Here is a 23,492-nt window from a genome sequence, read left to right as displayed (position 1 = left end):
CATCGTGGATGGCGGATCCTGGAAGAAGGGAGAAGGTCGTCATTGCATCCGTCCCTGCTGCGGACGCGCGCCCCGGACACCCATCGACGCCCACAGATCAAGCGCGAGCCCCGGTATGGAGCAGATATCCCTACCCATCGGCGCATGACGCCCACGTTCGAACGGGAAAACACGGTACCCCCGCAACGGCGGCGATGAACGAGCCCGGGGCCGGACAACCGGCCGGACAGCCTGACCGCGCCTTGAGCAGAACGAGATATCGGGTGTGACGATGGCCGACCTATCCTGGTCTTGATGATGATGGAGCAACTGCGCCCGCTCCACCCGCTTTGAAATCGATATCCGCCTCGAGCCGGATCGCCCAGCAGGGACGCCTGTCTTCACGGACTCTTCCATCCCGTGATCTTCATTGAAGGCAGCGCAGGAACAGCATCCGCATGCCGGCGCACCATGGCGCCGGCATGCGGGACCGGCCTCGAAGGCCGGACATTCACTCCCCGTCCCGTCAGTAGTCCATCGACACCGAGAACATCACATAGCGCGGCGTCTGGAAGCTCAACGGCATGTTGTAGGTGTTGACCACCGTGTAGGGCGCACCACGACTGCCCGGCACCTTGCTCTGTATGTACGTGGTCTCGCGTTGGTTGAACACATTGAACACATTCACGCTCACCGCCAGCATGTCGCCGAAGGCGACCGGGCGGTAGGTCACGCCGAGATCCAGTTGGCGCGTCCACGGCAGGTACTTCTTGCCCGGGGCCGACGCTTCGCCGAAGCAGGTGTGGTAGCTGCCGCGATAGCCGAGCGGATCGCTCAGCGGCGCGCCGCCCTCGCCGTAATAGTCGAAACAGTTGATCGGACTGCCCGACATGATCCGCAGGTTGCCGCTGACCGTCCATTCCGGGCTGATCGCATAGCTGCCGCGTGCCTTGATCTGGTGGCGGCGGTCGTTCGGCAGGTAGCCGTCCGCATGCATCATGATCGCGGCGATGTCCCAGTTCTGGCTGAGCGAAACGCCGGAATCGTGCTCCGAGCCGCCCTGCCCGGTGTCGGTATTGGCCGGGCCTTCGGTGTTGCCCTTGTTCTTGCTCCACGTGTAGTCGATGCGGCCTTCCCATTTGCCATCGAAGGGATGCTCAAGGAACAGATCCACCGCGGTATACGTACGCTTGAGCCTGGACGGCCAGCCCCAGTCCGAAGGCGACATCGACAGCGTGTAGTAGCCCGTATGGTCGGCATTGGCCAGCTTGAAGGTATTGGTGGCATTGGGATTGCCGAGCCAGCAGCCGATGCCGTATACGGCGTCGGCATCCACCTTGGCCGAATCGCCGAGCGCGGCGATCTTGTCCAGCATTGCATCCGCATCGCAGATATCGTCGATGGCGCTCTTCAGGTCTCGGTAGGTCAACTTGCCACCATAGAGCCAGCTGTTGCCCAGGGTTTTCTCGAAACCGAGGATGTATTCGTCCTGGAACTGGCTCTTGAGATTGCTGGCGGCAACCGTCGCCGGGTCCTTCGCCTGCCCGAATTCGTGGTTGGCCGAAACCTCGCCCGGCCCGGCAGGGTTGCCACCCACGGTCGGCACCCGCGTCAGGCCGGTTGGCGAACCGTCCGCGGCGATACCGGTATAGGTGAAGTATTCGTCCGTATGGTAGGCCGCCGCCGCGCCACGCACCGCCACCTCATTGGGCATCGCCAGGAAATAACGCCCGGCGTTGGCAAATACCTTCAGCGTGGAATCGCCGAACACGTCCCAGCTGGCGCCAAGGCGCGGCGCCCACTGGTCGCCACTGGCCACGTACGGCTTTCCGGCCACGTTGTAGTTGGTGAACTTGTCGTTGCGCAGGCCCAGCGACAGCATGATGTCGTCGCTCACCTGCCAGCGGTCCTCCAGGTAGTAGGCCTGCTGCTTGAGCGACATCGAAGTGGCGGTCGAATAGGTGTAGTGATCGACCCAATAGCCCTCGCCACCAGGCGCCCCCACGTCCAGATCCTCGTTGATCGGCAACGCCGGGTTCGATTTCCCGTAGATCCAGTAATCGCCCTTCTGCGTGCTGCCCTCGTTGCGGGCGGTGAACTTCATGTTGTCGATACCGCCGACCAGGGTGTGGTCGCCAATCACCCATTCCAGCTCGGCGCGCAGGCCGGTGGTGTAGTCGCGCGCATCGGTCTCCGACACCGTGGACTGTGCATTGGTGATGCCACTGGTTGGCGTACCGGCCGGCCAGTAGGCGGGATTCTGATACGTACCGCCGCTGATGTAGGGCAGTTCCATCGCCGGAATCCCGCCCTGCTCCAGATAGGACAGCCGCTGCCGGCCATAGGTGGCGTTGACGGTCAGCGTATCGGTGAGGAAACCGGTGTACTTGGTGATGGAGAACTCGTCGTTCTCGCGGGTCTTTCCGTAGGGAGCCAGATAGGCGCCGCGTGTCGCGGTCGGGAAATCGTACCGGTAGTAGTCACCCTGGTCGTGATACCCCCGCCCCATGTAGGTGTATTCGAGCAGATGGTCGTCGCTGATGTTCCAGTTCAACTTCGCATAGAGCTTGGGGTCGCGCGAGCGCTGCACCAGAAGCTTGCCGCCACCGGCGGCCGTGGGCGCCTTCACATCATTGCCGATGTCGACCTCACCAGCCACGAAACCATACAGACGATCCTTGATGAGCGGGCCGCTGACATAGCCGCTGTAGGTGCTGCCCCATTTGAAATTCTCGTCACCGCGGCTGTAAAGCGCCCCGGCCAATGCCGGGTTGATGTACTGGTATTGATGCCCGGCCACCACCGGGAAGGACTCGTTCGGGTAATAGCGGTCCGGCGAACTGGCCCGCATCCGCTTGGGCGACCAGGTGATCTGCCCGCCGAAGTGCACCTCGTCGCTGCCGCTCTTTCCCACCTGGCTGATGATGCCACCGACGGAACGGCCATATTTGGCGCTGTATCCGCCGGTATAGGTTTCCTGCTGCGCGATCGAACCGTACGGCAGGCTGTAGCCGCCCACATTGGTGGTTGGCGTACCTGAAAAATAGCCGTTGATGTAATAGGCGTTCTCGGCGACGCTGGCGCCGCCGAAGGCTATCGCGCCACCATGATTGCCGAGACCGAACTGGTAGTCGTTGCCCTCCACCGCGCCTGGTGCAAGCATGGCGATGGCCTCGGCGTTCTGCGCCAGCGGCAGCCGCCGCAACTGCTCGGCGGTAACCACGGTGCGGGTATCGGTGGTGGTCACGTCCACCTTCGGGACGTTCGCGGCCACGACCTCCACCGTGTCCAGCGTGCGGGTATCCCCGCTGCCGAACGAGACATCCGTACCTGCGCCGACACGCAGGGTGACGCCCCTGCGCGTGTCGACGGTCTGGCCATCGCGCTGCAGGATGACGGTGTAGGTACCGACCGGCAGGTTGCCCAGGCTGTATCGGCCCGACGCTTCGACGGAAATCGTGCGGCTCAGGCCACTGTCGTTCTGCACCACGATGCTGGTGCCCTGCCCGGCCGGAACCGTGCCGTAGATGCTGCCGGTGGTGCTCTGCGCATGAACCGCCCCCTGGGCCAGGCAGGCGGCCAGGAGTATCGCAAGGGTGCTGCGCTTGATGGTTGGCTGTTTCTTCATTGACTCTCTCCATGGGAAATGCGCTTGCGATGCACGCATGGGCTTGCGAAAACAGCGGCAGGCCGGACCCATGCCCGGGGCTTGACCGGGCATTGCCGACACCACATTCCTGCAATCGAAAGCGCCGGTCCGGAACCGCGGGCGCAGACGCAAAGTAGTGCCGCACCCGGCGGCGTCCGAGTGCTCCTAGTCCCCGCCCCGACAGGCCGCCGCCGGAGGTCACCATGACTTCTGGCAGGAATGCGCCCATGAAAACAAGCCGCCCACGGTGCGGCGACCGGCAGTGCGATCCGGCAAGAAAGTGAATTGAGGGAAGCCCGGCCGAGGGCCCACGACGCCGCACTCTGGCGCCCGGCGGAAACATATGGAGAAAATGCCTGGCGGCCCCAGCGACCGCCCGATGACCAATCCAGGCGCACCCGCGGCTTGCCCCGATTTTCACCCCGCACCAGCAGTGCCAGGGCGGACGGCAATGCATCCAGTCCCGCCATCACCTTCTGGTGCCAGCGCAGCTTTCCGCTGCAGCAACAGGCCGATCCCGCTGACGAAATCGGAATCGGAAAGATAACGGGGATTCAAGCCGGAGATGTCGCGCCGGGTGAAGGCGCTCACACGCGATTGTCGTTCCAGCATGTGTTGAGGGAGCCCGCGGGCGGTTCCCATCCACATGCCCAGCGGTCGTCGTCGATCATGCCCGCACAAGGGCATGCGTGCCCCGGCATTGAGCAGGGGCATCACCAGATCGATGCAGCGCCCGTCCACATTCTCCAGAAAATGTCCACGCCGTCGGGACAGGCGGCCCGCAATCGCGTGGCGAAGCCTGGCGTGGCGCGATCCGGCACCGCTGCCGGGAAAAACAGTTCCCGCCCATGCGTGCATTTGCTTTCGCCGCTGCTTGCCGCGATCACCCGTGCGATCGCGCCGTCATCTTCCAGCCTCCCGGCCGGATCGGCACCATCGCGCAGCTCGCCCCACCCGCAGATGTCGATGGAAGCCAGATGGGCGCGCAGCAGCAATTGGCGCGGGCCTGTGCGGCAAGGCCATGGGACTGGTGGTGAAAGCAATCGGTGATGCAGCTGCCCGGCGGACGGGCGGCAAGCGTCAACCGCGTACCCGGGACCATCGACGCGTCGCCATCATGCGTGGGGAATCCGGGGAAAAGAGGCATTGCATGCGTGAGCATGCATTCCGTCAGCCAGGGCAGGAAGAACATCCCGGCCGTCACCGCGCTACAGATGGCGGACTTCGGACGGTGCCTGGTGAGGGTTGTCGTTGCGCCCATCCGAGTAGTACACCTGACCCGTGAACACATCGCCGATGCTCACCTCGTCCAGGCACGACACCGGCACCGTATAGAACTCCCGGCCAACGGCCTCGTGGAATCCACGTGCGAAGGTGTGGATGCCGCAGTGCCTGCAGAAACAGTGGTGAACGGTCATGCGGCCGAACTGGTAGCCGGACAATTCGGACCCGCCCTGGACAAGCCGGAATGCCTCCGGCGGGATGATCGCCACCCAGGCCCTGGATTTGGTGCAGATGGAGCAGTTGCACTTCACCGTGCCTTTTCCGAAATCGATATCCGCCTCGAAGCGGACGGCTCCGCAATGGCAGCTGCCGCTGCATGTCTGCTTCATTTCATGGCTCTCATTGTTGGTCGCGCGGCTGGAGGGCAGGCGGCACCCCGTGATCCCACAGCGGTTTGAATGCGGAGCGATGCAGCCAGGCCAATATCGCCAGATAGCAGAAATTGAAGACGCCCCAAGGCCAGCTCTGGTTGAGAACAAGATGGAAGAGAAAAATCCCGGTCACCAGCGGCGCGAGGACCGCAATCGCGAGAGGAGCGGTTCTCCGGAAGAACAGCAGCAGGCCGCCGGCCAGGCTGGTCGTGAAGATGAGTGGATCGACAATCCCGCTGCTGGCAAGCGCAGCCACGAGTGCCTCTGCTTCCGGTGTTCCCTTGTGATCCGGCAATGGGATGCCGAACAACCTGGAAAAGAACCATGAAGCACCCACGAATGTATAGAACGAAGCGAAGACCCAGCGGGCCACCACGACAAGCCTATCCATGCGACACCTCTCCGCCAATGCAGGCCGCGTGGCCTTGGCTGCTCTTCCTTATCCCGATGCAGATACGCGCAGACCCGGGGCCGCTGTACTGCTCGAAGTCCGTCCCGTACGCCCTGGCGTAGGGGTGGGCCACCAAAAAATGCGCCCATACGGCCTCCCAGGCCTGGATGATCGCGGCCGGCATTGCACCTTCCGCCGAAAACTCCAGATATGTCCCGGACCTTATCGCGATCGCGCCTTCTTCCGCCCCTTCCACCTCTGTTCCGGCGGTAACGGTGAATTCTCCGCAAGCGTCGGATTCATAGCCGGAATAGACGCCATACATCGGCATCTCCAGGTCCGGATGCGCCGCGTGAAACCGTGCCCAAAGCCCGGGGATATCCGCCGCGGCCCCGGCTTCCCGGGCGTTGCTTGTTCTGACACCATCGCCCTTGACGAAAAATTCGTCGATCTGGACTTTTTTCAAGGCCTACCTCCAAAAGAAAGCATCCGGACTCTTTGCGGAGATCCCATCCGCTACGGCTTTCCGCATGCAGGCGCAGGCAGGGCCAGCGCCCCTGCCCCCTCTGTTCCAGGAGCCATGGCCGTGGCGGCAATGGCATGCTGCAGGTTCGTCACCGCCCGCCCTGGCTGCATTCGCGGAATATGGGCGCATGGATGCCATTGACGCGACAGAAAGGCCCCGGTCCCGATGTGCAGTCCCCCGAGAGAAAACGGCCCACACCCGTGGACCGGGACAGTCGTAAAAACAGGGCGGGAAACTCTAAGCCGGCGGCCGATGCCCGTTCACAGGCGCCGGCACGCATGCCCGGTCCGCTTCATTTCAATGCATCACCAGCTGAAGCCGGCGCCCGCGGACAGCGTCTTCTCGCCTCCGCCAAACGCACCGCCGAGCGACACGCTGGCACGCTTGCCCAGCACGCGCTGGTAGCCCACGGCCATCGCCTTTTCACCGCCCTGCATACCGACGCCGACACCGACGCGGTTCTCCCCGGACAGGCCGGCGGTATTCATCGCCATGCCGGCCATCGCACCGCTCATTGCCGCCATGCGGTCGATGCGACGGTCCTGCTGCTGGAAACGCCGGTCCATGTCTCCGCGCAGCGTTTCGAAGCGGTCGTTCCAGGCTGCGAATTTCTGGTCGGTATAGGTCTTGGCCGAGGTCAGCGTCTGCGTGGCGCTGCTGTCGGTGTAACTGTTGGCCGACGCAAGCGTGGCCGCGTCGCCTTCGGCGGCGATGTTGCGGACCACGCCTTCGGTCATGGTGCCGACACTCTGCAACTGCTGGTCGGTGTAGTCCTTGGCACTCTGCAGGGTGCTTGCATCACCGGCATCGGCATGCTGGTTGGCATTGCTCAAGGTGGACGCATCACCGGTGTCGGCGATCTCGCGCACCGCCGCCTCGGTCATGCCGCCGACGCTGGCGATCTTCTGGTCGGTGTAATCCTTGGCGCTCTGCAGGGTGCTGGCATCGCCGGCGTTGGCGATATCCTGCACCTGCTGCTGCGTCATGCCGCCACCACCGCCACTGAGATTGTCGATGCGCCTGCTCAGCCCGGTCAGCTTGCTGTCCACAAGATTGAAGGCAGAGACAACGTCATTCACGGCGCTTCCCTGGATATGGAACCCGGGATGGCTGAATACGCCGGAACTGTCATAGCTGCCGCCCAGCACATTGGCGAGTCCACGCACCTGGTCCAGGTTGACCGCATCGGTGTCCTCGGTACCTGCGGCGACGTGGATCAACTGGCGCTCGTCGTCCGCCGCGCCGAAGGAGACGCTGTGGCCGCGATCTGCCAGCGCGTTGGCGCCAATCGCCACGCTGCCGGGCATCAGCACCTGCGCACCGTGGCCGATGGCGATGGCATCGATCGCGCCGTCCGCGATGGAAGCCGTGCGGCCGATCGCGATGGCACTGGTCGCACCGTCGCCGATGCGGGTGTTCTCGCCGCCGTCATTCGCGCCGATGGCGATGGCGTAGCTCACGGCCTGCTCGACCACGGGCTTGCCGTTGCCGTTGAGACGGATGCTGCCATCCGCATTTCGCGCATAGCGGCCGATCAACGCGCCACTGCCGACACCGACGCTGCCGGTGCCGATCACTTCATTGCCTTTGCCAAGCGCGGCAGAACCGCCCGCGGCGTAATTTTGGTAGCCGAACGCGCTGGAATAGAAATCGCTGACGATGTTGCCATCGCCCACCGCGCTGGAACTGCGCCCATAAGCACGGTTGTTGCTACCCAGCGCGGAGGCGAAGGCTCCGTCGGTCAGGTTGCGATAACCGAAGGCATTGCTTTGGGTTCCTCCCAGGGTGTTACCGACGCCGACCGCCGTCGCATAGCCCTGCGAGGCCCTGTTGTCATAGCCCATGGCGGTGGAATAGTCCGCGCTGGCGGTGTTTTGCAGGCCTGCCGCAAGCGAGCCGGGGCCAGCCGCCCTGTTCTCGTGGCCGAAAGCCGCCGCATAGCCGGCCGCCGAATTCTTCGCGCCCACCGCGACGGAAAAATCGCCCAGCGCATGCGCCGCCGAACCGATGGCGATGCTGTTGTTGCCATTGGCCTGGGTGAGTTCCTCGAACGTCGTCGCACCATCGCCGTTCAGGTCGATCCACGTGCCGAATGCGAACGAGCCGTAGCCAGTGGCAAACGCATAGTGGCCGCCGGCCTGGCTGTACGGCCCGGTTGCCATGTTGTTGGCCCCGCCGGTCACGACGGAGAAATTCCCCGACGCCGTGTTGCTGGCACCGCCCGTCACGACGGAGTACTCCCCGTTGGCCGTGTTCTCGAAGCCTCCGCCCACGAACGAATAGACTTTGCCCGCCGTGTTTGTGTAGCCACCGGCAACCGTGGCCGCATACGCCATCGCGCGATTGGTAAAGCCACCGGCAACCGTGGCATACCCCGCCGTCGCCCAGTTTTCATCACCTCCGCCGATGGTGGCGAAACTCGCATTGGCCGAGTTCTTGCGCCCCCCTGCAATGGTCGAGTACTCGCCCCACGCCCTGTTGATGCGCCCTCCACCGACGAAGGCCGAGCGACCATCGGCGCTGATGCTGTTGCTTTCTCCTCCGGCGATCACCGAATACATGCCGTTCGCCGAGTTGTCCGTGCCGCCCCCGACGAACGCCTCCTGACCCGCCGTACGGTTCAGGAAACCACTGCCAATGAAACTCCTCAACCCATCGGCGGTGTTGCGCTCGCCACCGGCGACCACGGCGTCATCGCCATCGGCATTGTTGTTGGTGCCGCTGACTACTTTGCCGGCGTGGGCAGCCGGGGCCGCGAACGCGATGAGCAATGCAAGCGCCAGCGGATGGTGTTTGTGGATGACGTGAAAGTGACGCATGGTGTTCCCTTGATCTTTGAAGTGATGTGATGCGCCGTTGTCGAGCGCGGTTGGATGCGGGTTACAGGCCGATGCCGAAACCCGCCGATACGGGCTTTTCGCTGCTTGCGAACGCACCGCCGGTCGTCAGCGCAGCGCGCATGCCGATGCCGTGTTGCACGCCCATCGCGGGCGCGGATTTGCCGTTGCCGTTGCCGTTGCCCAGACCCACGCCGATGCGGGTGTCGTGGTTGCCGCCGGCCCGTTCTGCATGGCCCGGATGCGTGCGGAGTTCGGGTACTGCATGGTTTTCTTTCCTTGCGCTGGCAATGGCATGCCGGGCCGGCGCGCAGGCGCGCCAGTGGGAGTCTGTGAATCTCGGGGTGCCCTGCGGCGCGGCTTTCCGGAGCCGCTCCGGGCCAGCCTGCACTCAAGGGGGGAGCGCAGGCATGGCCGGGAGCGGAAGAGGAAACAGGAATGCGCCGGAAAGCCGTTCGATTGCCGCGGGCGGCAGCAGGAGTCAATCGTCGGGTTCGTCGTTCACGGCAGCGGGCGTACCTGGTACGGCCGGTCCGGAAGGATCTACCGGCATCATCAGTGCCGGCTCCTGTTGGACGGGAATGGCCGCCGGCACGGCATCGTCTTCGTCCTTGTCGCCGGCCAGCGTGCGCGCGTCCGCCCCCGCCCGTTGCCGGTTCAGTTGCGATGGCCTGCAGCCCTTCGAGACAAACAGGTTGGTCACGTGCTGCTGGCGGCCGTGCAGGCGGTCCGCAGCCATCGCCGCGTCGATGTAGGCCTGCTGCTCGTCCATGTTCTTTTCCATCGCCTTGTTGAGCCCATCCATACTGGCGCGACCCGCCAATCCCCCCAGTGCGCTGGCGGCCATGCCGCCGACACCCGGGACCATCGCCAGCAGGGAGGAGCCGACGCCGCGCACGCGCTGCCCGGCCATCATCGATTTCTGCGCGTTTTCCATGTTGGCCTGCATGCGCCTGGCCAGCTCGCCCGGATCCGCGGGCTTGGGCAGCGCGGCGATCTGCTGCTCCAGCTGTCGGGCCTCCGCATACAACTGCTCGCAGGAAGCCTCGGCGTCTTCCAGGCGGGCCTCGCCACCGCCGCCATTCATCGCGAGGTAGGCGGCGGGGTCAGGCATGGGCGCGACCTGCGCGGCCGCGCTGCCGGACAACAGCAGCAACAGCAGCGGCAGACTGCGCAGGCGCGGGAGGATGTGAATGCTTGCTTGCATGGTCGGGCCTACAGAACGGATGACACCGGCGTCGAGCCGTGGACGCCAAGGTAGTGGCGCGCACGGCACGGTCCGAGTGCTTCAAGTCCGTGTCACCGCGGAGCGCAACCGGAAGTCACCATGACTTTCGACAGGGGGCGCTGCGGGGAGCCGCTCCAGCGGCGATGAGTGCCATCAGGCAGGCCCACCGCAGGCAAAGCCTGTTCCTGCGAATGCAGCCAGCAGGAGGCGGAAGCCCAACGCCGCCATGCCTGCCACCGCCCGCTGTCGAGCCTCCTTCGTCGATCCTTGCGCAATGCACGAAGTTGCGTGTGCCGAGCTTGCCCGGCACACGCGGCACAGCCGCTTGCGGAGCAGGCTCTGCATCCACGCATTGCGGCATTCATGCGCGCGCAGGTGAGCCGCTTCAGCGGCGATGGGCTTTGCGTTGAAATCCCGGCATGCGGGCGTGCGGGCTGTTGCGGAGGGACCGGCCTACAAACCCATCGCGGGCAAAGCCTGCTCCCACATCGCAGGCATCAGGCCCGGTGGTAGGGATGGTTGGCCAACATCGCCGCGGCGCGGTAAAGCTGTTCGGCGACGACCAGCCGCACCAGCATGTGCGGCAGTGTCAACGGGCCGATCGACCATTTCTCGTCGGCGATCGCCGATACCTCGGGCGAATGCCCTTCCGGGCCGCCGATCAGGAACGCGAGGTCGCGGCCCTGCGCGCGCCAGTGTTCCAGGCGCTGGGCGAGCTGTTCGGAACTGAGCTGGCGGCCGGGCACATCCAGCGCCACCACGTACGGATTCTTCGGCAGCGCCGCCAGCACGCGCCTGCCCTCGTCCTCGATGGCGCGCTTCGGGTCGCGGCCCTTGCCGCGCAGGCCCGGCTCGATCTCGACCAGTTCCAGCGGCAGCCAGTGCGACAGGCGCTTTTGGTACTCGGCGAATCCCTGCGCCACCCATGACGGCGCGCGTTCCCCGGTGGCGATCAATCTGGCTTTCATGGCGCGGCTCCCGGCATGGCGTCGAAAACGAAGACGGCGCCCTGCGGCGCCGTCGCGAGGTACCCGCCGGGTGGATCAGCCGGCTTCCTGCTCTTCCCCGTCGGCGGACGGCGGCTGGTCGCCCACCGTCCACAGGCGCTCGAGCGCGTAGAACTCGCGCACGCGCGGCAGCATCACGTGGACGATCACGTCGCCCAGGTCCACCAGCACCCACTCGGCCTCGCGCTCGCCTTCCACGCCCAGCGGCATCACGCCCAGGTTCTTGGCGAAACGCACCACTTCGTCGCCGATGGACTTGACGTGGCGGGTCGAGGTGCCCGAAGCGATGACCATGAAATCCGCGACGCTGGATCTGCCGCGGACGTCGATCTCCACGACATCCTTGGCCTTGAGTTCTTCCAGTCCGGCATGGACGGAAGCCAGCAGGGCCGGAACGGACGGCGGCGGATTGGGCAACTGGGTCTTGATGACTTGGGCTTCGGTGGTCAAAGCGGCGGAACTCGATGAATGAAGGGGCGATTATAGAGAACCCGGCCCCGCCCGGCATTCACGCCGTGGCGCAGCCGTACAGGCCGTGGGCGGTGATGTAGGCGGCCACGGCATCCGGCACGAGGCCGCGCCAGTCGCCGCCGCCGGCGATCAGGCCGCGCACGGCGGTGGCCGATTCGGCGTGCAGCGGCTGGTGCAGTCGCCAGACCCGGCCGGCCGGCCGCTCGCGCAGGCACGCGGCATCGTCCGCCCAGGCACCGCGCAACCGTGCAGCCAGTACTTCTGGCAACTGCCCGTCCAGCGCATTGCCGGGGCGTTCGGCAATCACGAAGTGCGCCAAGTCGAGCAGGTGTTCCCATTCATGCCAGGTCGGCAGGCCCAACAGGCTGTCGGCGCCCATCAACAGCGCCACCGGGGCGACGACGCCGATCTCGCCACGGATTTCGCGCAACGTGTCCACGGTCCACGAAGGCAGGCCCGGCTGGCGCGCGGCACGCCGCAGTTCGCGGCGATCGACCTGCAGGCCGGGCTCAGCGGCGACCGCCAGTTCCAGCATGCGCGTGCGCTGCCGTGCATCGGCGCCCGGCGGCGGGCGGTGCGGCGGATCGGCGGCCGGCATCAGCCGCACCGGCACATGCAACTCGTCGCGCGCGCAGCGGGCGATGGCCAGGTGGCCGTTGTGGACCGGGTCGAAGGTGCCGCCGTAGATCAGCAGCAGATCCGGATCGGGCCGGCCTGCGCGTGGCCCCGGCGCGGAGATCACGGTCAGCGCGTCCCGCGGGCCAGCAGGCGTACCGCCTGCGCTTCGGCCACGGCCAGCAGCAGGCGCTCCAGCGCCAGCCACGGGTCACCCTCGGCGCGGCCCTTGGCCATGCGGTCGACCTGCCCGGCCTCGGCCACGAAGCGCTCCCAGCGCTGCGGCGCGGGGTGCCGCTGCAGCGCGCGCTTGAACGGCGCCTGCCGCGACTCCCAGATGCCGCGCGCCTTCATCTCGCCGGCGAGGTTGCCGCCGCTGGCCTGCACCCGCGCCAGCCCGGCGGTGATCAGCAGTTCGCGGATCAGGATCGGCGTCAGCGCGGCCACCGCCTCGCCCTCGGCGCGCAGCCCCGCAAGCATGCGGATGACCGCCGGCGGCTGCCCGGAGAACGCCGCCTCGACCAGCCGGAACACGTCGTAGCGCGCCGCATCGGCGACCAGCGCCTCCATCCTCGCCACGTCCAGGGTCCGGCCCTCGGCCAACAGCGCGAGCTTGTCGATTTCCTGCGCGGCGGCCAGCAGGTTACCTTCGACGCGCTCGCTCAGGCGCTGCACGGCGGCCGGTTCGGCACGCAACCCCTTGGCACGCAGGCGGCGTTCGATCCAGTCGCCCAGCTCATGCGGCTTGATCGCCCATGCCACCGACAGCACGCCGATGCGCGCCACCGCGTCGGCCCATTTGCCGTGGTGCGACTTGCTCCACTCGCCGGCGGTGATCAGCAGCACCACGTCGGCCGGCGGCTGCGCGCAGAACTCGCTGATGACCTCCGCACCCTCCTTGCCCGGCTTGCCGCTGGGCAGGCGCAGTTCGACCAGCCGCCGCGCGCTGAACAGGCTCGGCGCGTTGAAGCTGGACGCCAGCTGGCCCCAATCGAAATCGCGCCCGTCGGCATCGAACACTTCGCGCTCGCCGATGCCTTCGGCGCGCGCCCTGGCGCGTACCGCATCGGCCGCTTCCAGCACCCGCAGCAGTTCCGGGCCGGCAATCAGGTAGGCCGGGGCCAGCGGCTGTGCGCCGGCCTGGCTGGTGAGCTGTTCGGGACGGAGTTCCATCGCTTCAGCGCCCGTGCGCCGGTGCAGCCATCGTCGGCATGCGTCAGTCGCCCTTGCCGGCCGCCGGAGCGGCAGTGCGTTCCTTCTCCATCTGCGCGCGCACCACGCTGTCGATGCGGCGCAGGATCGAGGCGGACATCTCGCGGCGCAGTTCGTCGGCGAGGACCTCGCGCTCGGTGGTGGTGCCGGTGGCGTCGGTCGGCTCGGACACATAGTCGCGCGACAGTTCGATCACCTGCTCCGGCACCAGCACGCTGCCGTCCGGGCGATGGAAGGCGAAGACGACCGCGTAGCGCATGCTGTATTCCTGCGTGCGGCCCTGCGCGTCGATGGCGATGGGCAGGTCACCCCAGCGCTCGGAGCGGATCTGCAGCCGGGCCGCGCCCTTGCCGGGCGCGTCCTCGTCGATGACGACCGCTCCGGAGGCATGCAGCCCGCGTCCCAGCAGCTTGACCAGCTCGCTGTAGCGCACCGCCGATTCGACCTTCACCGCCGGCGTGTCGTCCGGCAGGGTGAGCTTGTTGCGCAGGTGGAAGCCGCAACCGGTCAGGCTCACGGCAAGGACGAGGGCGGTCAGGTATCGGGTCATGGGCACAGTCTGGCGGAGCCGGCCGGGAGCGGCAACAGAAAACGGCCCGCATCATCGCCCATCGGGTGTGAGCAGGGATGAAACCGCATCGCTGATTCACTGTTCGCAAATGCACACCGAGCGTGCGGAGGCAACGCTGAGCCTGAGCAGGCACTCACGCGCTCCTGCTTCGGAAGCATTCGCGAAAAAGCCGGTTGCCAGGCCCCAGCCCCCCAGGTTGGGGGGCGATCCGCGCGCAAGCGCGGATGGGGGGGCGCCGCGACAGACCACAAGCCGCAGCGGATGACAAACGCGCCGCCGCGCGCCCGGATGGCGAACCATCGGGGACGCGCCGCAGGCGGATCAACCCGCCACGATGTTGACGATCTTGCCCGGAACGATGATGACCTTGCGCACGGTGAGGCCTTCCAGGAACTTGGCCGCGTTGGGCTCTTCCTTGGCGGCGGCCTCGATCAGCTCGCGGCTGGCGTCGGCGGCGACATCGATGGTGCCGCGCAGCTTGCCGTTGATCTGCACCGCCAGGGTCAGCGCATCCTTGACCAGCGCGCCGGCGTCGGCCTGCGGGAACGGCTGGTCTTCCAGCAGCGTCTCGCCGTGGCCCAGCTCCTGCCACATCGCATGGCAGGCATGCGGGGTGATCGGGTTGAGCAGCAGCACCGCGGCCTGCAGCGCTTCCTGGCGCACGGCCCTGCCCTGCGCGCTGGCGTCGTCGAACTTGCCCAGCACGTTCAGCAGTTCCATCACCGCGGCGATGGCCGTATTGAAGGCGTGGCGACGGCCGTAGTCGTCGGCGACCTTGCCGATGGTCTCGTGGGTCTTGCGGCGGATGGCCTTCTGCCCGGCGTCCAGCGCGGCGACGTCCAGCGCCGGCGCGCTGCCGTCGGCGACATGCCGGTGCACCATGGCCCACAGCCGCCGCAGGAAGCGGGCCATGCCGTCCACGCCGGCCTCGTTCCACTCCAGCGACTGCTCCGGCGGCGCGGCGAACATCGAGAACAGGCGCACGGTATCGGCGCCGTACTTGGCGACCATCGCCTGCGGATCGACGCCGTTGTTCTTGGACTTGGACATCTTCTCGGTGCCGCCGATCACCACCGGCTGGCCATCGCCGCGCAGGGTGGCGCCGGTGATGCGGCCGCGCTCGTCGCGCACCACGTCCACGTCGGCCGGGTTGAACCAGTCCTTGGAGCCGTCGGCGTTGGGGCGGTAGAAGGTCTCGGCGATCACCATGCCCTGGCACAGCAGGTTCCGGGCAGGCTCGTTGCTGTCCACCATGCGTGCATCGCGCAGCAGCTTGTGGAAGAAGCGGAAGTACATCAGGTGCAGGATCGCGTGCTCGATGCCGCCGATGTACTGGTCCACCGGCAGCCAGTAGTTGCCGCGCTTGTCCACGGCCTCGCGCGCGCCCGGCGAGGTGTAGCGGGCGTAGTACCAGCTCGACTCCATGAAGGTGTCGAAGGTGTCGGTCTCGCGCTCGGCGGCGGCGCCGCATTCCGGGCAGGTGGTCCTGCGCCATTCCAGGTCGGCCTTGATCGGCGAGCCGGTACCGTTGAGCGTCACGTCTTCAGGCAGAATCACCGGCAGCTGGTCTTCCGGCACCGGCACCGCGCCGCACTTGTCGCAGTAGATCACCGGGATCGGGCAGCCCCAGTAGCGCTGGCGGCTCACGCCCCAGTCGCGCAGGCGGTAGTTGATGCGGCGCTGGCCCTGGGCCTTGCGCTCGAAACGCTCGGCCAGTGCCTCGAACGCGCCCTGGAAATCCAGCCCGTCGAACTCGGCCGAATTGACCAGTTCGGTCTCACGGCTCTTGTCGCCGTACCAGTCCTGCCAGCGGCTGGGGTCATAGCTGCGCTCGTCGTCGTTCTTGGGCGACTTCAGCGCGATGACCTGCTTCTTGGGCAGGTTGTACTTGCTGGCGAATTCGAAATCGCGCTGGTCATGACCCGGAACGGCCATCACCGCGCCGGTGCCGTAGCCCATCAGCACGAAATTGGCGACCCAGATCGGCACCTGTTCGCCGCTGACCGGATGGATGGCCTTCAGGCCGGTGTCCATGCCGCGCTTTTCCTGGGTTTCCAGCTCGGCCTCGGAGACGCCGCCCTGCTTCAGCTCGGCCAGCATCGCCGCCAGCGCCGGGTTGTTCTTCGCCGCATGCACCGCCAACGGGTGTTCGCCGGCAATGGAAACGAAGCTCACGCCCATCACGGTGTCCGGGCGGGTGGTGAACACGCGCAGCGGATCCAGTGCGGCGCCGTCCACGTCGCGCACGTCGAACTGGATCTCCAGGCCTTCGGAACGGCCGATCCAGTTGCGCTGCATGGTCTTGACCGAATCCGGCCAGCCCGGCAGTTCGTCAAGCCCGTCCAGCAGTTCCTGGGCGTAATCGGTGATGCGCAGGAACCATTGCGGGATCTCGCGCTTCTCCACCAGCGCGCCCGAGCGCCAGCCGCGGCCGTCGATGACCTGCTCGTTGGCCAGCACGGTGTTGTCGACCGGGTCCCAGTTCACCACCGAGTTGCGGCGGTAGGCCAGGCCCTTGCGCATCAGCCGGGTGAACATGCGCTGTTCGTGCACGTAGTAGTCCGGCGTGCAGGTGGCGAACTCGCGCGACCAGTCGATCGCGTAGCCCAGCGACTTGAGCTGGCTGCGCATGTGGTCGATGTTGGCGTAGGTCCACTTGGCCGGCGCGGTGTTGTTCTTGATCGCCGCGTTCTCGGCCGGCAGGCCGAAGGCGTCCCAGCCCATCGGCTGCAGCACGTTGTGGCCGGTCATGCGCTTGTAGCGGCTGATGACGTCGCCGATGGTGTAGTTGCGCACGTGGCCCATGTGCAGCGCGCCGGACGGATACGGCAGCATCGACAGGCAGTAGTACTTGGGCTTGTCCGAGGTTTCGTCGACCTCGAAGGCGCGGGTGGTTTCCCAGTACTTCTGGGCAGCGGTTTCGACCTGCTGGGGATCGTAGATGTTGGTTTCGACGCTGGACATGAACGCGTTGGGACGGCGGCAAAGCGGGACAGCGTACCGCAGTGCACCAGAGTGCTCCAATCCGGCCCATCCCTACACCTCCGGAAAAAACAAACTTTCTGCAATATCAACCACTTGCGGATCCCTGCCTGCCACCGCCCGCGACTCCCCCCGACGCCGCGCCGGTTTCCCGCGCCGGCCCGCTATGCTGCCGCCACCACATCCTGGGGAAAGAGACCGATGCCGATCCGCCGCCACCTCGCCGCTGTCCTGCTGCTGGCCTGCGCGCCGGCCTGGGCCGAACCCGTCGCCGTGCACTGCGGCCGCCTGTTCGACGCGCGCAGCGGCCAGCTCAAGGGGCCGCACACCCTGGTGGTGGCCGACGGCCGCATCCAGCAGGTGCTGAGCGGTGCCGATGCCGACGCCGGCGGGGCGCGTCCGGTCGATCTGCGTGACAAGGTCTGCCTGCCCGGCTGGACCGACCTGCACGTGCACCTGGGCAGCCAGTCCAGCCCGCAGAGTTATTCCGAAGGCTTCCGCCTGGACCCGGTGGACTATGCCTTCCGCGCGGTCGGCTATGCCGAGAAGACGCTGATGGCCGGCTTCACCAGCGTGCGCGACCTCGGCGGCGAAGTCAGTCCGCACCTGCGCGACGCGATCAACCACGGGCTGCTGAAGGGGCCGCGCATCTTTGCCGCCGGCAAATCCATCGCCACCACCGGCGGCCATGCCGATCCGACCAATGGCTGGAACGACCAGCTCTCGCACCTGATCGGCCCGCCCGGCCCCGTCGAGGGCGTGGTCAACTCGGTGGACGATGCGCGCCAGGCGGTTCGCCAGCGTTACAAGGAAGGCAGCGACGTCATCAAGATCACCGCCACCGGCGGCGTGCTCAGCTACGCGCGCTCCGGCGACGCGCCGCAGTTCACCGTGGACGAGATCAAGGCCATCGTCGATACCGCGCACGACTACGGCTTCCGCGTGGCCGCCCACGCCCATGGCACCGAGGGCATGAAACGCGCGGTGCTGGGCGGGGTCACCAGCATCGAGCACGGCACCTACATGGACGACGAGGTCATGCGGCTGATGAAGCAGCACGGCACCTGGTACGTCCCCACCTTCTATGCCGGGCGCTTCGTCACCGAGAAGGCGGCGATCGACGGCTACTTCCCCGAGGTGGTGCGGCCCAAGGCGGCGCGCATCGGCGCGCTGATCAGCCAGACCGCGGCCAAGGCCTACCGCAACGGGGTCAAGATCGCCTTCGGTACCGACCAGGGCGTGGGCCCGCACGGCGACAACGCGCGCGAGTTCATCTACATGGTCGAAGCCGGCATTCCCGCCGCGTATGCGCTGCAGGCCGCCACCGTGCATGCCGCGCAGGTGCTGGGCGTGGACGACCAGGGCGTGCTGGAAGCGGGCAAGCGCGCCGACGTGATCGCCCTGGCCGCCAACCCGCTGGAGGACATCAACGCGGTGATGGACGTGCGCTTCGTGATGAAGGACGGGGTGATCTACAAGCAGTGACGGCCGCGCGCGCTCCGTTGCAGGGAGCGCGCACCGCCCCCGTTCAGCGCGGCGCGAGCCGCGCCAGCAGCGCCAGCCACAGCGCCCAGCCCAGGAAGGCCAGCCGCTGCGCCATCGCCACCGGCATGACGCTGCCAAACACGAAGGCGCTGCACAGCATCCATACCGCGCAGGCCACGGCCAGGGTCGCGACCGGACGCCATGCCGCATCCCGCGCGGCGCCCACGCGCAGCATCGCCGCGCCCGCGCAGAACGCAACCAGCCACAGCAGCCAGACGCTGGCATGGGCCTGGCTGGCGCGGTTCTCGATGTCGTCCACGTCCAGCGGAAAAACCCCCATCGCCGCGAACGCCAGCCCGGCCAGCAGCAGCATCTGTCCCGCCACGCGCAGCGGACGCGAGGCGGCGGCGGGCATGCGCAGCGCCAGGCCGAGCGCGGCCAGCGCCGCCAGCAGGCCCGGCAGCACGAAGCCCACCGCGTTGAACATCCCGGCACCGGGAACGCCGGTCGCACCCAGCAGCGAAACCGGGTGGCGCATCTGGTCGTAGAACGGCAGGCGCGCACCGAAGACCGCCAGCGCCACCAGCCATACCACCACCGACGCCGGTCCCGCCCAGCGCAGCATCTGTTTCCACACCATCCGCATCCTATCCCTTCGACGCCGGCGCATGCGCGCACCAGCCAACGCCGGCGATTGTGAAGGCTGCGCCGGCTCCACGCACGCCTGCATGGGCCGTGGCCGGCTCAATCGCCGATTCCCGCGATCTCCACGCGGCGGTTCGGCGCCAGGCAGCGCACCAGTTCGGCATGCGGCGACTTCCCGCATTCGACCAGCGGTTGCGTACTGCCCTGCCCTTCGGCCCGCACGGAACCGGCGGGAACACCGCGCGCCACCAGGTAGTCGCGCACCGCGCCGGCGCGGCGCCGCGACAGTTGCAGGTTGTAGGCGTCGCTACCGATGCGGTCGGTGAAGCCGATCACCGTCAACGACACGGTGCCGGCCCGCGCGCCCAGGCTGGCGACCACTTCATCCAGCCGCGCCCGTCCCTTGTCGGAGAGTTCGGCGCTGTCGAATGCGAACAGCGCATCGGCGGAGATCCGCAGGGGTGGCCGCGGCACGGCCGGCGGTGGTACCGGTGCCGCGGCGACCGGTACCGGTTCCAGCAGGGCCGCACAGGTGGCCGGCTTCCACGACTGCCCCACCGCCACGCCCTTGCCGTCGAAATGGATCTGGAACTGGCACTGGACCGGCGGCGCGCCCACCGACCGCCGGAAGTTGAACAGGTAATTCCACTCGCGCACGCCCCACATGCCTTCGCCGAAATGCGGCGTACCCAGCAGGGCGTACAACTGCTGCTTGTTCATGCCCGGCGCGTACTGGCGCAATCCATCCAGGCTCACGTAGGTGCCCCCGGCCGGGTAGGCGCGGGCCGGGTCGGGAAAATCCCCGCGTACCGGCGCGCCACCACAGCCGGCCAGCAGGGCCGCCACCGCCATCGTCGTCCATTTCGTGTTCATTCGATGCTCCCCGCTCCGTTCTGTCCGCCATGCCCAGCGGGGCCGGACCGGCCGGCCCCGTGGTCCGGTCACCACTGGATGCCCGCGCCTACGGTCACGCCGCCATCGCCGCGGGTGTTGGCCGAGCCGCTCAGCTTGTAGATCCAGCGCCCACCCTCGGTGACGCCGGAGATGCCCACCGCCATGCTGGATTCGCCATGGAAGGTGCTGGCCGCGAACGAGGCCATGCGCCTGCCGGCCTCGGTCGGCTGCGGCAGGCCGGCTATCGCCATCGCCGAGGCGATGCCGGCCGAAGCGCGGTTGTCGACCCGGTTGATGTCGCGGCCGATGTCGCCGAAACGTTGATCGGTGTAGTTCTTCGACCAGTCCATGACGTCCCCCAGTCCCTTGTTGAGTTGTGCCACGTTCACCGCATCGGTGTCGGCCACGCCGGCACCGACGTTGTGCATCACCACGCCCTTCCCCGGCTGGCCCAGGGTCACACTGCCGTAGTCGGTGCTGCCATCGCCGTTCTGGTCGTAGCGCACCGTGCCCTGCTGCGAAGCCTGCAGCTGGCGCAGGTTGACCGCGTCGCTGGCCTCGGTGGCGTCGGCCACATGCGTGACCTGGCGCTCGTGGCCGGCGCTGCCCACCGACACCGAATTGGCGCGATCGGCGACCGATCCGGCGCCCAGCGCGACGCTGCCGTCGGCCGTGGCCGTGGCGCCATCGCCCAACGCGACGGACTGCGCGCCCGACGCCGTGGACTGCGGACCGGCGGCCATGCTGTCCTGGCCGGTGGCCGATGCCGCGGCCTTGGTCGAGTTCACCGCGAAATACGCATTGCCGGTGCCGCCTCCACCGTTGGTGGGCGTCGTGGTGACCAGCAGGCCGCGCAGATGCGCCAGCGAATCGCTGATCGAACCGAAGGCCGCGCCGATGCCCGCGTACTGGTTCAGAGACAACTGGCCGTTGGCGCCGATGGCGTTCAGCGCATAGGACGGCATGGACAGCGTGCCGTTGGCGTTCAACACCGCACCGCCGCCGACGAAGGCCGCCAGCGAATTGCCGAACCCGTACAACTGGCCGCCATTGATCGCCTGCATGCTGCCGGCCGCCACCGCGCCGGCGGCGAGATTGCCCACCACCGTACCCTGCGGCGCGTTGCCGCCACCGAGGGTCACATGGCCATAGTCGGGATTGCCCTGCGCATCGTCGTCATAGGTGACCGCCGACTGGCTGACGCCGGCGATCAGCGACAGCGCGCCCTTGAGCTGGGCCACGTTCACCGCATCGGTCAACTCCAGGCCGGCGGCGACGTGGGTGATCTGCCGCTCACGCCCGGCCGAGCCGACCGCGACCTCGCCGATCGAGTTCTGCGGCGCCGCCAGGCCGAAGGCGGTGTAGTTGTTCCTGCCTCCGCGGTCGGCATTGGATTTGTAGCCCAGCGCCACGCTGTTGGCCTTGTCCGAAGTGGCCCCCGCGCCGATCAGGGTCTGGCCGTTGGCCGAGCCCGAGGCGCTGTCGCCGATCACCACCGAATGGCCCTGCCGCGCGTCATAGTCGGCCGTCGGCACGCCGGTCGCGCCGGTGCCGGCGCCGGGGAAGGCCGCATTCGCGTCCTGCCGCGCCAGGCGGTGCTCGGCGTTGGTGCCGATCACCACCTCCTTGGAGCCGTTGGCATAGGCGCCATCGCCGATCAGCACCTGGTAATCCTGCGCCGCGTTGACGCCCCAGCAATCGACCTTGACCAGTCCCAGCCCCAGCGGGTCCGCGCACTTGGCGGCCCATGCCGGCGCGCCGTCGGGCAGCACCAGCCCCAGCAGCCCGTTGGGTTTGCCGTTGTTGATGTTGTAGATGTAGTTGTCCGAGGTGACGCCACCGATCAGCGTCATATGCGAGTTCCCGCCGGTGGCCAGGCCGCCCAGGCCATCGAGCACCTGCCCGACCGGGCTGAGATTGACCACGGGCAGGCCCGCCACCGTGGCCACCGAGTACGCCTGCGCGATGTTGGCGTTGCTCATCGCCAGCCCGCCGTTGCGTACATAGCCGTCGCCACCGAACAGGGTCGAGAGCGAAGGACCGGCCAGCTGGTCGACGGTGCCGACCAGTCCGCCGTTGCCGACTACAAGGCCGGTCGGGCGCGCGCCGGCTGGCACGCCGCCACCGGCAGCCACGGCCGGTTGTCCGGTCAATTGGCCGACCACGTTGGACACGCCGCCGGCCAGGCCGCCGGTGACGCCATCGATCACCTGCTGCAGTCCGCCCAGCCCCGATGCGGAGCCGGTGAGGCCCGACAACGTGCCGGTGACGGTTCCTGTCGCCGTGGATACCGTCCCGCCGACGGTGCCCAACAGGGATTGCACGGCTCCGCCCACATTGCCCTGGCCGAGTGCGCCGGTCGTCGCCTGCAGCCCCTGCGTGGCGGTGGCCACGGTCTGCGAAAGGCCGTTGCCGAGCGAAGCCGAGCCGGTGAGCTGGCCGACCAGCGTGCCCGTCCTGTCGCCGACGCCGTCGAGAACCGGCGCGCTCCCGTCGACCAGACCATCGAGCAGTGCACCGGCATGGCTGCCCTTGACCAGCCCACCGGTCAATTCCTCCACCGCGCCCGCGGTCGAAACCAGCGTGTTGCGCAGGGGGTTGCCACCGCTGTCGTCCTTGCCTGGCGACAGCACGTTGCCCAGCGCCTGCAGGCCCGCCTGCACGGTGCCCACGATTCCGCCGGTCGCTCCATCCTCCTTGAGGACCAGCGCCTGCGGCAGTTTTCCGGCGATGCCCGGCAATGCGGCCACGGCCTTGGTCGCGCCGGTGACGACGTGCGCCACGGGCCGGGCCAGTGTGACCTTGGCCGCCGCCGCGACCTGCAGCCGGGGCATGGAGGCAGCAACGGCCTCCACCGGCACGGTCACCGCCCCGACCACCTGCGGGAGTGCCGGCACCGTCTGCACGAGGTTACCGACCGCCTGCACCGGCACATGGACCGTGGACGCCACCGGTACGCCCGCAACGGGGAGTGCCGGCACGGGAGCATCCTGCGCGGCGTACTTGGCGACCAGTGCCTGCAGATCGTCCAGGCGCGCGTCGCCGGCCTGCGCCGGCGAGGCCATCGCGAGCATCAGCAGGCTTCCCATGCCCAGCGGCACGCCCGCCCGGCCTGCCTGCAGGCGGCACCCGCCCGAGTGCCTGCCTGCCGCGCTTGCCAGTTCCGAACCCACGACGAAGGCATTCAGGGCGCGGTTCCATACCAGTCTGTAGATGCGATTCATGATCAGTCCCCGTGCAATGCGACTGTCCCGCCCCGATGGCTGGCTTCATCGCTTGGATCGCACTACATCAGGAACCGACCGCATGCTTTGCCTGTATCCGGCACATCGCTATGGCTATCCG

The 23,492-nt window shown here is 67.4% G+C and carries 19 protein-coding genes; 1 reads left to right on the top strand and 18 read right to left on the bottom strand.

Annotated features, from left to right (window positions below):
* Positions 1-505: 505 nt before the first annotated feature.
* The 15 genes from AC1DGW_RS04440 to leuS all read right to left on the bottom strand — a co-directional run bounded on the left by AC1DGW_RS04440 (position 506) and on the right by leuS (position 17,105).
* A complete protein-coding gene (locus AC1DGW_RS04440) occupies positions 506-3,607 on the bottom strand; it encodes a TonB-dependent receptor (RefSeq protein ID WP_478019867.1) in 3,102 nt (1,033 codons plus the stop codon).
* Between the two features lie 438 nt (positions 3,608-4,045).
* Complete coding sequence (locus tag AC1DGW_RS04435) at positions 4,046-4,342, bottom strand: hypothetical protein (RefSeq protein ID WP_478019865.1); 297 nt, start codon at positions 4,340-4,342, stop codon at positions 4,046-4,048.
* Positions 4,342-4,623, bottom strand: coding sequence for a hypothetical protein (locus AC1DGW_RS04430; RefSeq protein WP_478019863.1), 282 nt, complete (start codon positions 4,621-4,623; stop codon positions 4,342-4,344). The genes AC1DGW_RS04435 and AC1DGW_RS04430 overlap by 1 nt, the downstream gene beginning before the upstream one ends.
* A gap of 213 nt (positions 4,624-4,836) precedes the next feature.
* Positions 4,837-5,241, bottom strand: a complete 405-nt coding sequence (locus tag AC1DGW_RS04425) for a GFA family protein (protein WP_478019861.1) — start codon at positions 5,239-5,241, stop codon at positions 4,837-4,839.
* Positions 5,242-5,251: 10 nt separating this feature from the next.
* Complete coding sequence (locus tag AC1DGW_RS04420) at positions 5,252-5,674, bottom strand: hypothetical protein (RefSeq protein ID WP_478019858.1); 423 nt, start codon at positions 5,672-5,674, stop codon at positions 5,252-5,254.
* Positions 5,667-6,140 (bottom strand): GyrI-like domain-containing protein, encoded by a 474-nt coding sequence (locus AC1DGW_RS04415; protein ID WP_478019856.1) that lies wholly within the window; start codon positions 6,138-6,140, stop codon positions 5,667-5,669. Before AC1DGW_RS04415 ends, AC1DGW_RS04420 begins: the two co-directional genes overlap by 8 nt.
* Positions 6,141-6,505: 365 nt before the next feature.
* Entirely contained in the window at positions 6,506-9,019 is a 2,514-nt protein-coding gene (locus AC1DGW_RS04410) for a YadA-like family protein (RefSeq protein ID WP_478019854.1), read from the bottom strand.
* 61 nt (positions 9,020-9,080) lie between these two features.
* Positions 9,081-9,230 (bottom strand): hypothetical protein, encoded by a 150-nt coding sequence (locus AC1DGW_RS04405; protein WP_478019852.1) that lies wholly within the window; start codon positions 9,228-9,230, stop codon positions 9,081-9,083.
* Between the two features lie 288 nt (positions 9,231-9,518).
* Positions 9,519-10,244 (bottom strand): hypothetical protein, encoded by a 726-nt coding sequence (locus AC1DGW_RS04400; protein ID WP_478019850.1) that lies wholly within the window; start codon positions 10,242-10,244, stop codon positions 9,519-9,521.
* Positions 10,245-10,762: 518 nt separating this feature from the next.
* Positions 10,763-11,233 carry a 23S rRNA (pseudouridine(1915)-N(3))-methyltransferase RlmH gene (rlmH, locus tag AC1DGW_RS04395; protein ID WP_273082062.1) on the bottom strand — a complete coding sequence of 157 codons (471 nt, stop codon included), beginning with the start codon at positions 11,231-11,233 and terminating at the stop codon, positions 10,763-10,765.
* 75 nt (positions 11,234-11,308) lie between these two features.
* Complete coding sequence (gene rsfS, locus AC1DGW_RS04390) at positions 11,309-11,722, bottom strand: ribosome silencing factor (protein ID WP_478019848.1); 414 nt, start codon at positions 11,720-11,722, stop codon at positions 11,309-11,311.
* A gap of 58 nt (positions 11,723-11,780) precedes the next feature.
* Entirely contained in the window at positions 11,781-12,485 is a 705-nt protein-coding gene (gene nadD / locus AC1DGW_RS04385) for a nicotinate-nucleotide adenylyltransferase (RefSeq protein ID WP_478019846.1), read from the bottom strand.
* A gap of 2 nt (positions 12,486-12,487) precedes the next feature.
* Positions 12,488-13,531, bottom strand: a complete 1,044-nt coding sequence (holA, locus tag AC1DGW_RS04380) for a DNA polymerase III subunit delta (RefSeq protein WP_478019844.1) — start codon at positions 13,529-13,531, stop codon at positions 12,488-12,490.
* Positions 13,532-13,574: 43 nt separating this feature from the next.
* Positions 13,575-14,120, bottom strand: coding sequence for an LPS-assembly lipoprotein LptE (locus AC1DGW_RS04375; RefSeq protein ID WP_478019842.1), 546 nt, complete (start codon positions 14,118-14,120; stop codon positions 13,575-13,577).
* A gap of 342 nt (positions 14,121-14,462) precedes the next feature.
* Complete coding sequence (gene leuS / locus AC1DGW_RS04370; protein WP_478019840.1) at positions 14,463-17,105, bottom strand: leucine--tRNA ligase; 2,643 nt, start codon at positions 17,103-17,105, stop codon at positions 14,463-14,465.
* Between the two features lie 219 nt (positions 17,106-17,324).
* On the opposite strand from leuS, the gene AC1DGW_RS04365 reads away from it, so the two are divergent.
* On the top strand, positions 17,325-18,608 hold the full coding sequence (locus AC1DGW_RS04365) for a metal-dependent hydrolase family protein (RefSeq protein ID WP_478019838.1): 1,284 nt from the start codon (positions 17,325-17,327) through the stop codon (positions 18,606-18,608).
* 43 nt (positions 18,609-18,651) lie between these two features.
* Here the strand turns inward: AC1DGW_RS04365 and AC1DGW_RS04360 are convergent, their stop codons facing one another.
* The 3 genes from AC1DGW_RS04360 to AC1DGW_RS04350 all read right to left on the bottom strand — a co-directional run bounded on the left by AC1DGW_RS04360 (position 18,652) and on the right by AC1DGW_RS04350 (position 23,371).
* Positions 18,652-19,248 carry a DUF998 domain-containing protein gene (locus AC1DGW_RS04360; RefSeq protein WP_478019836.1) on the bottom strand — a complete coding sequence of 199 codons (597 nt, stop codon included), beginning with the start codon at positions 19,246-19,248 and terminating at the stop codon, positions 18,652-18,654.
* Between the two features lie 104 nt (positions 19,249-19,352).
* On the bottom strand, positions 19,353-20,126 hold the full coding sequence (locus AC1DGW_RS04355) for an OmpA family protein (protein ID WP_478019834.1): 774 nt from the start codon (positions 20,124-20,126) through the stop codon (positions 19,353-19,355).
* Positions 20,127-20,194: 68 nt separating this feature from the next.
* The gene (locus tag AC1DGW_RS04350; protein ID WP_478019832.1) at positions 20,195-23,371 is read right to left on the bottom strand and encodes an ESPR-type extended signal peptide-containing protein; all 3,177 of its coding nucleotides are present in this window, start codon (positions 23,369-23,371) and stop codon (positions 20,195-20,197) included.
* Between the last annotated feature and the right edge of the window lie 121 nt (positions 23,372-23,492).

Source organism: Stenotrophomonas sp. 05N423 (genome assembly GCF_056397145.1).
The sequence above is the reverse complement of the archived record's forward strand: the minus strand, read 5'-3'. Positions and strand labels throughout refer to the sequence as shown.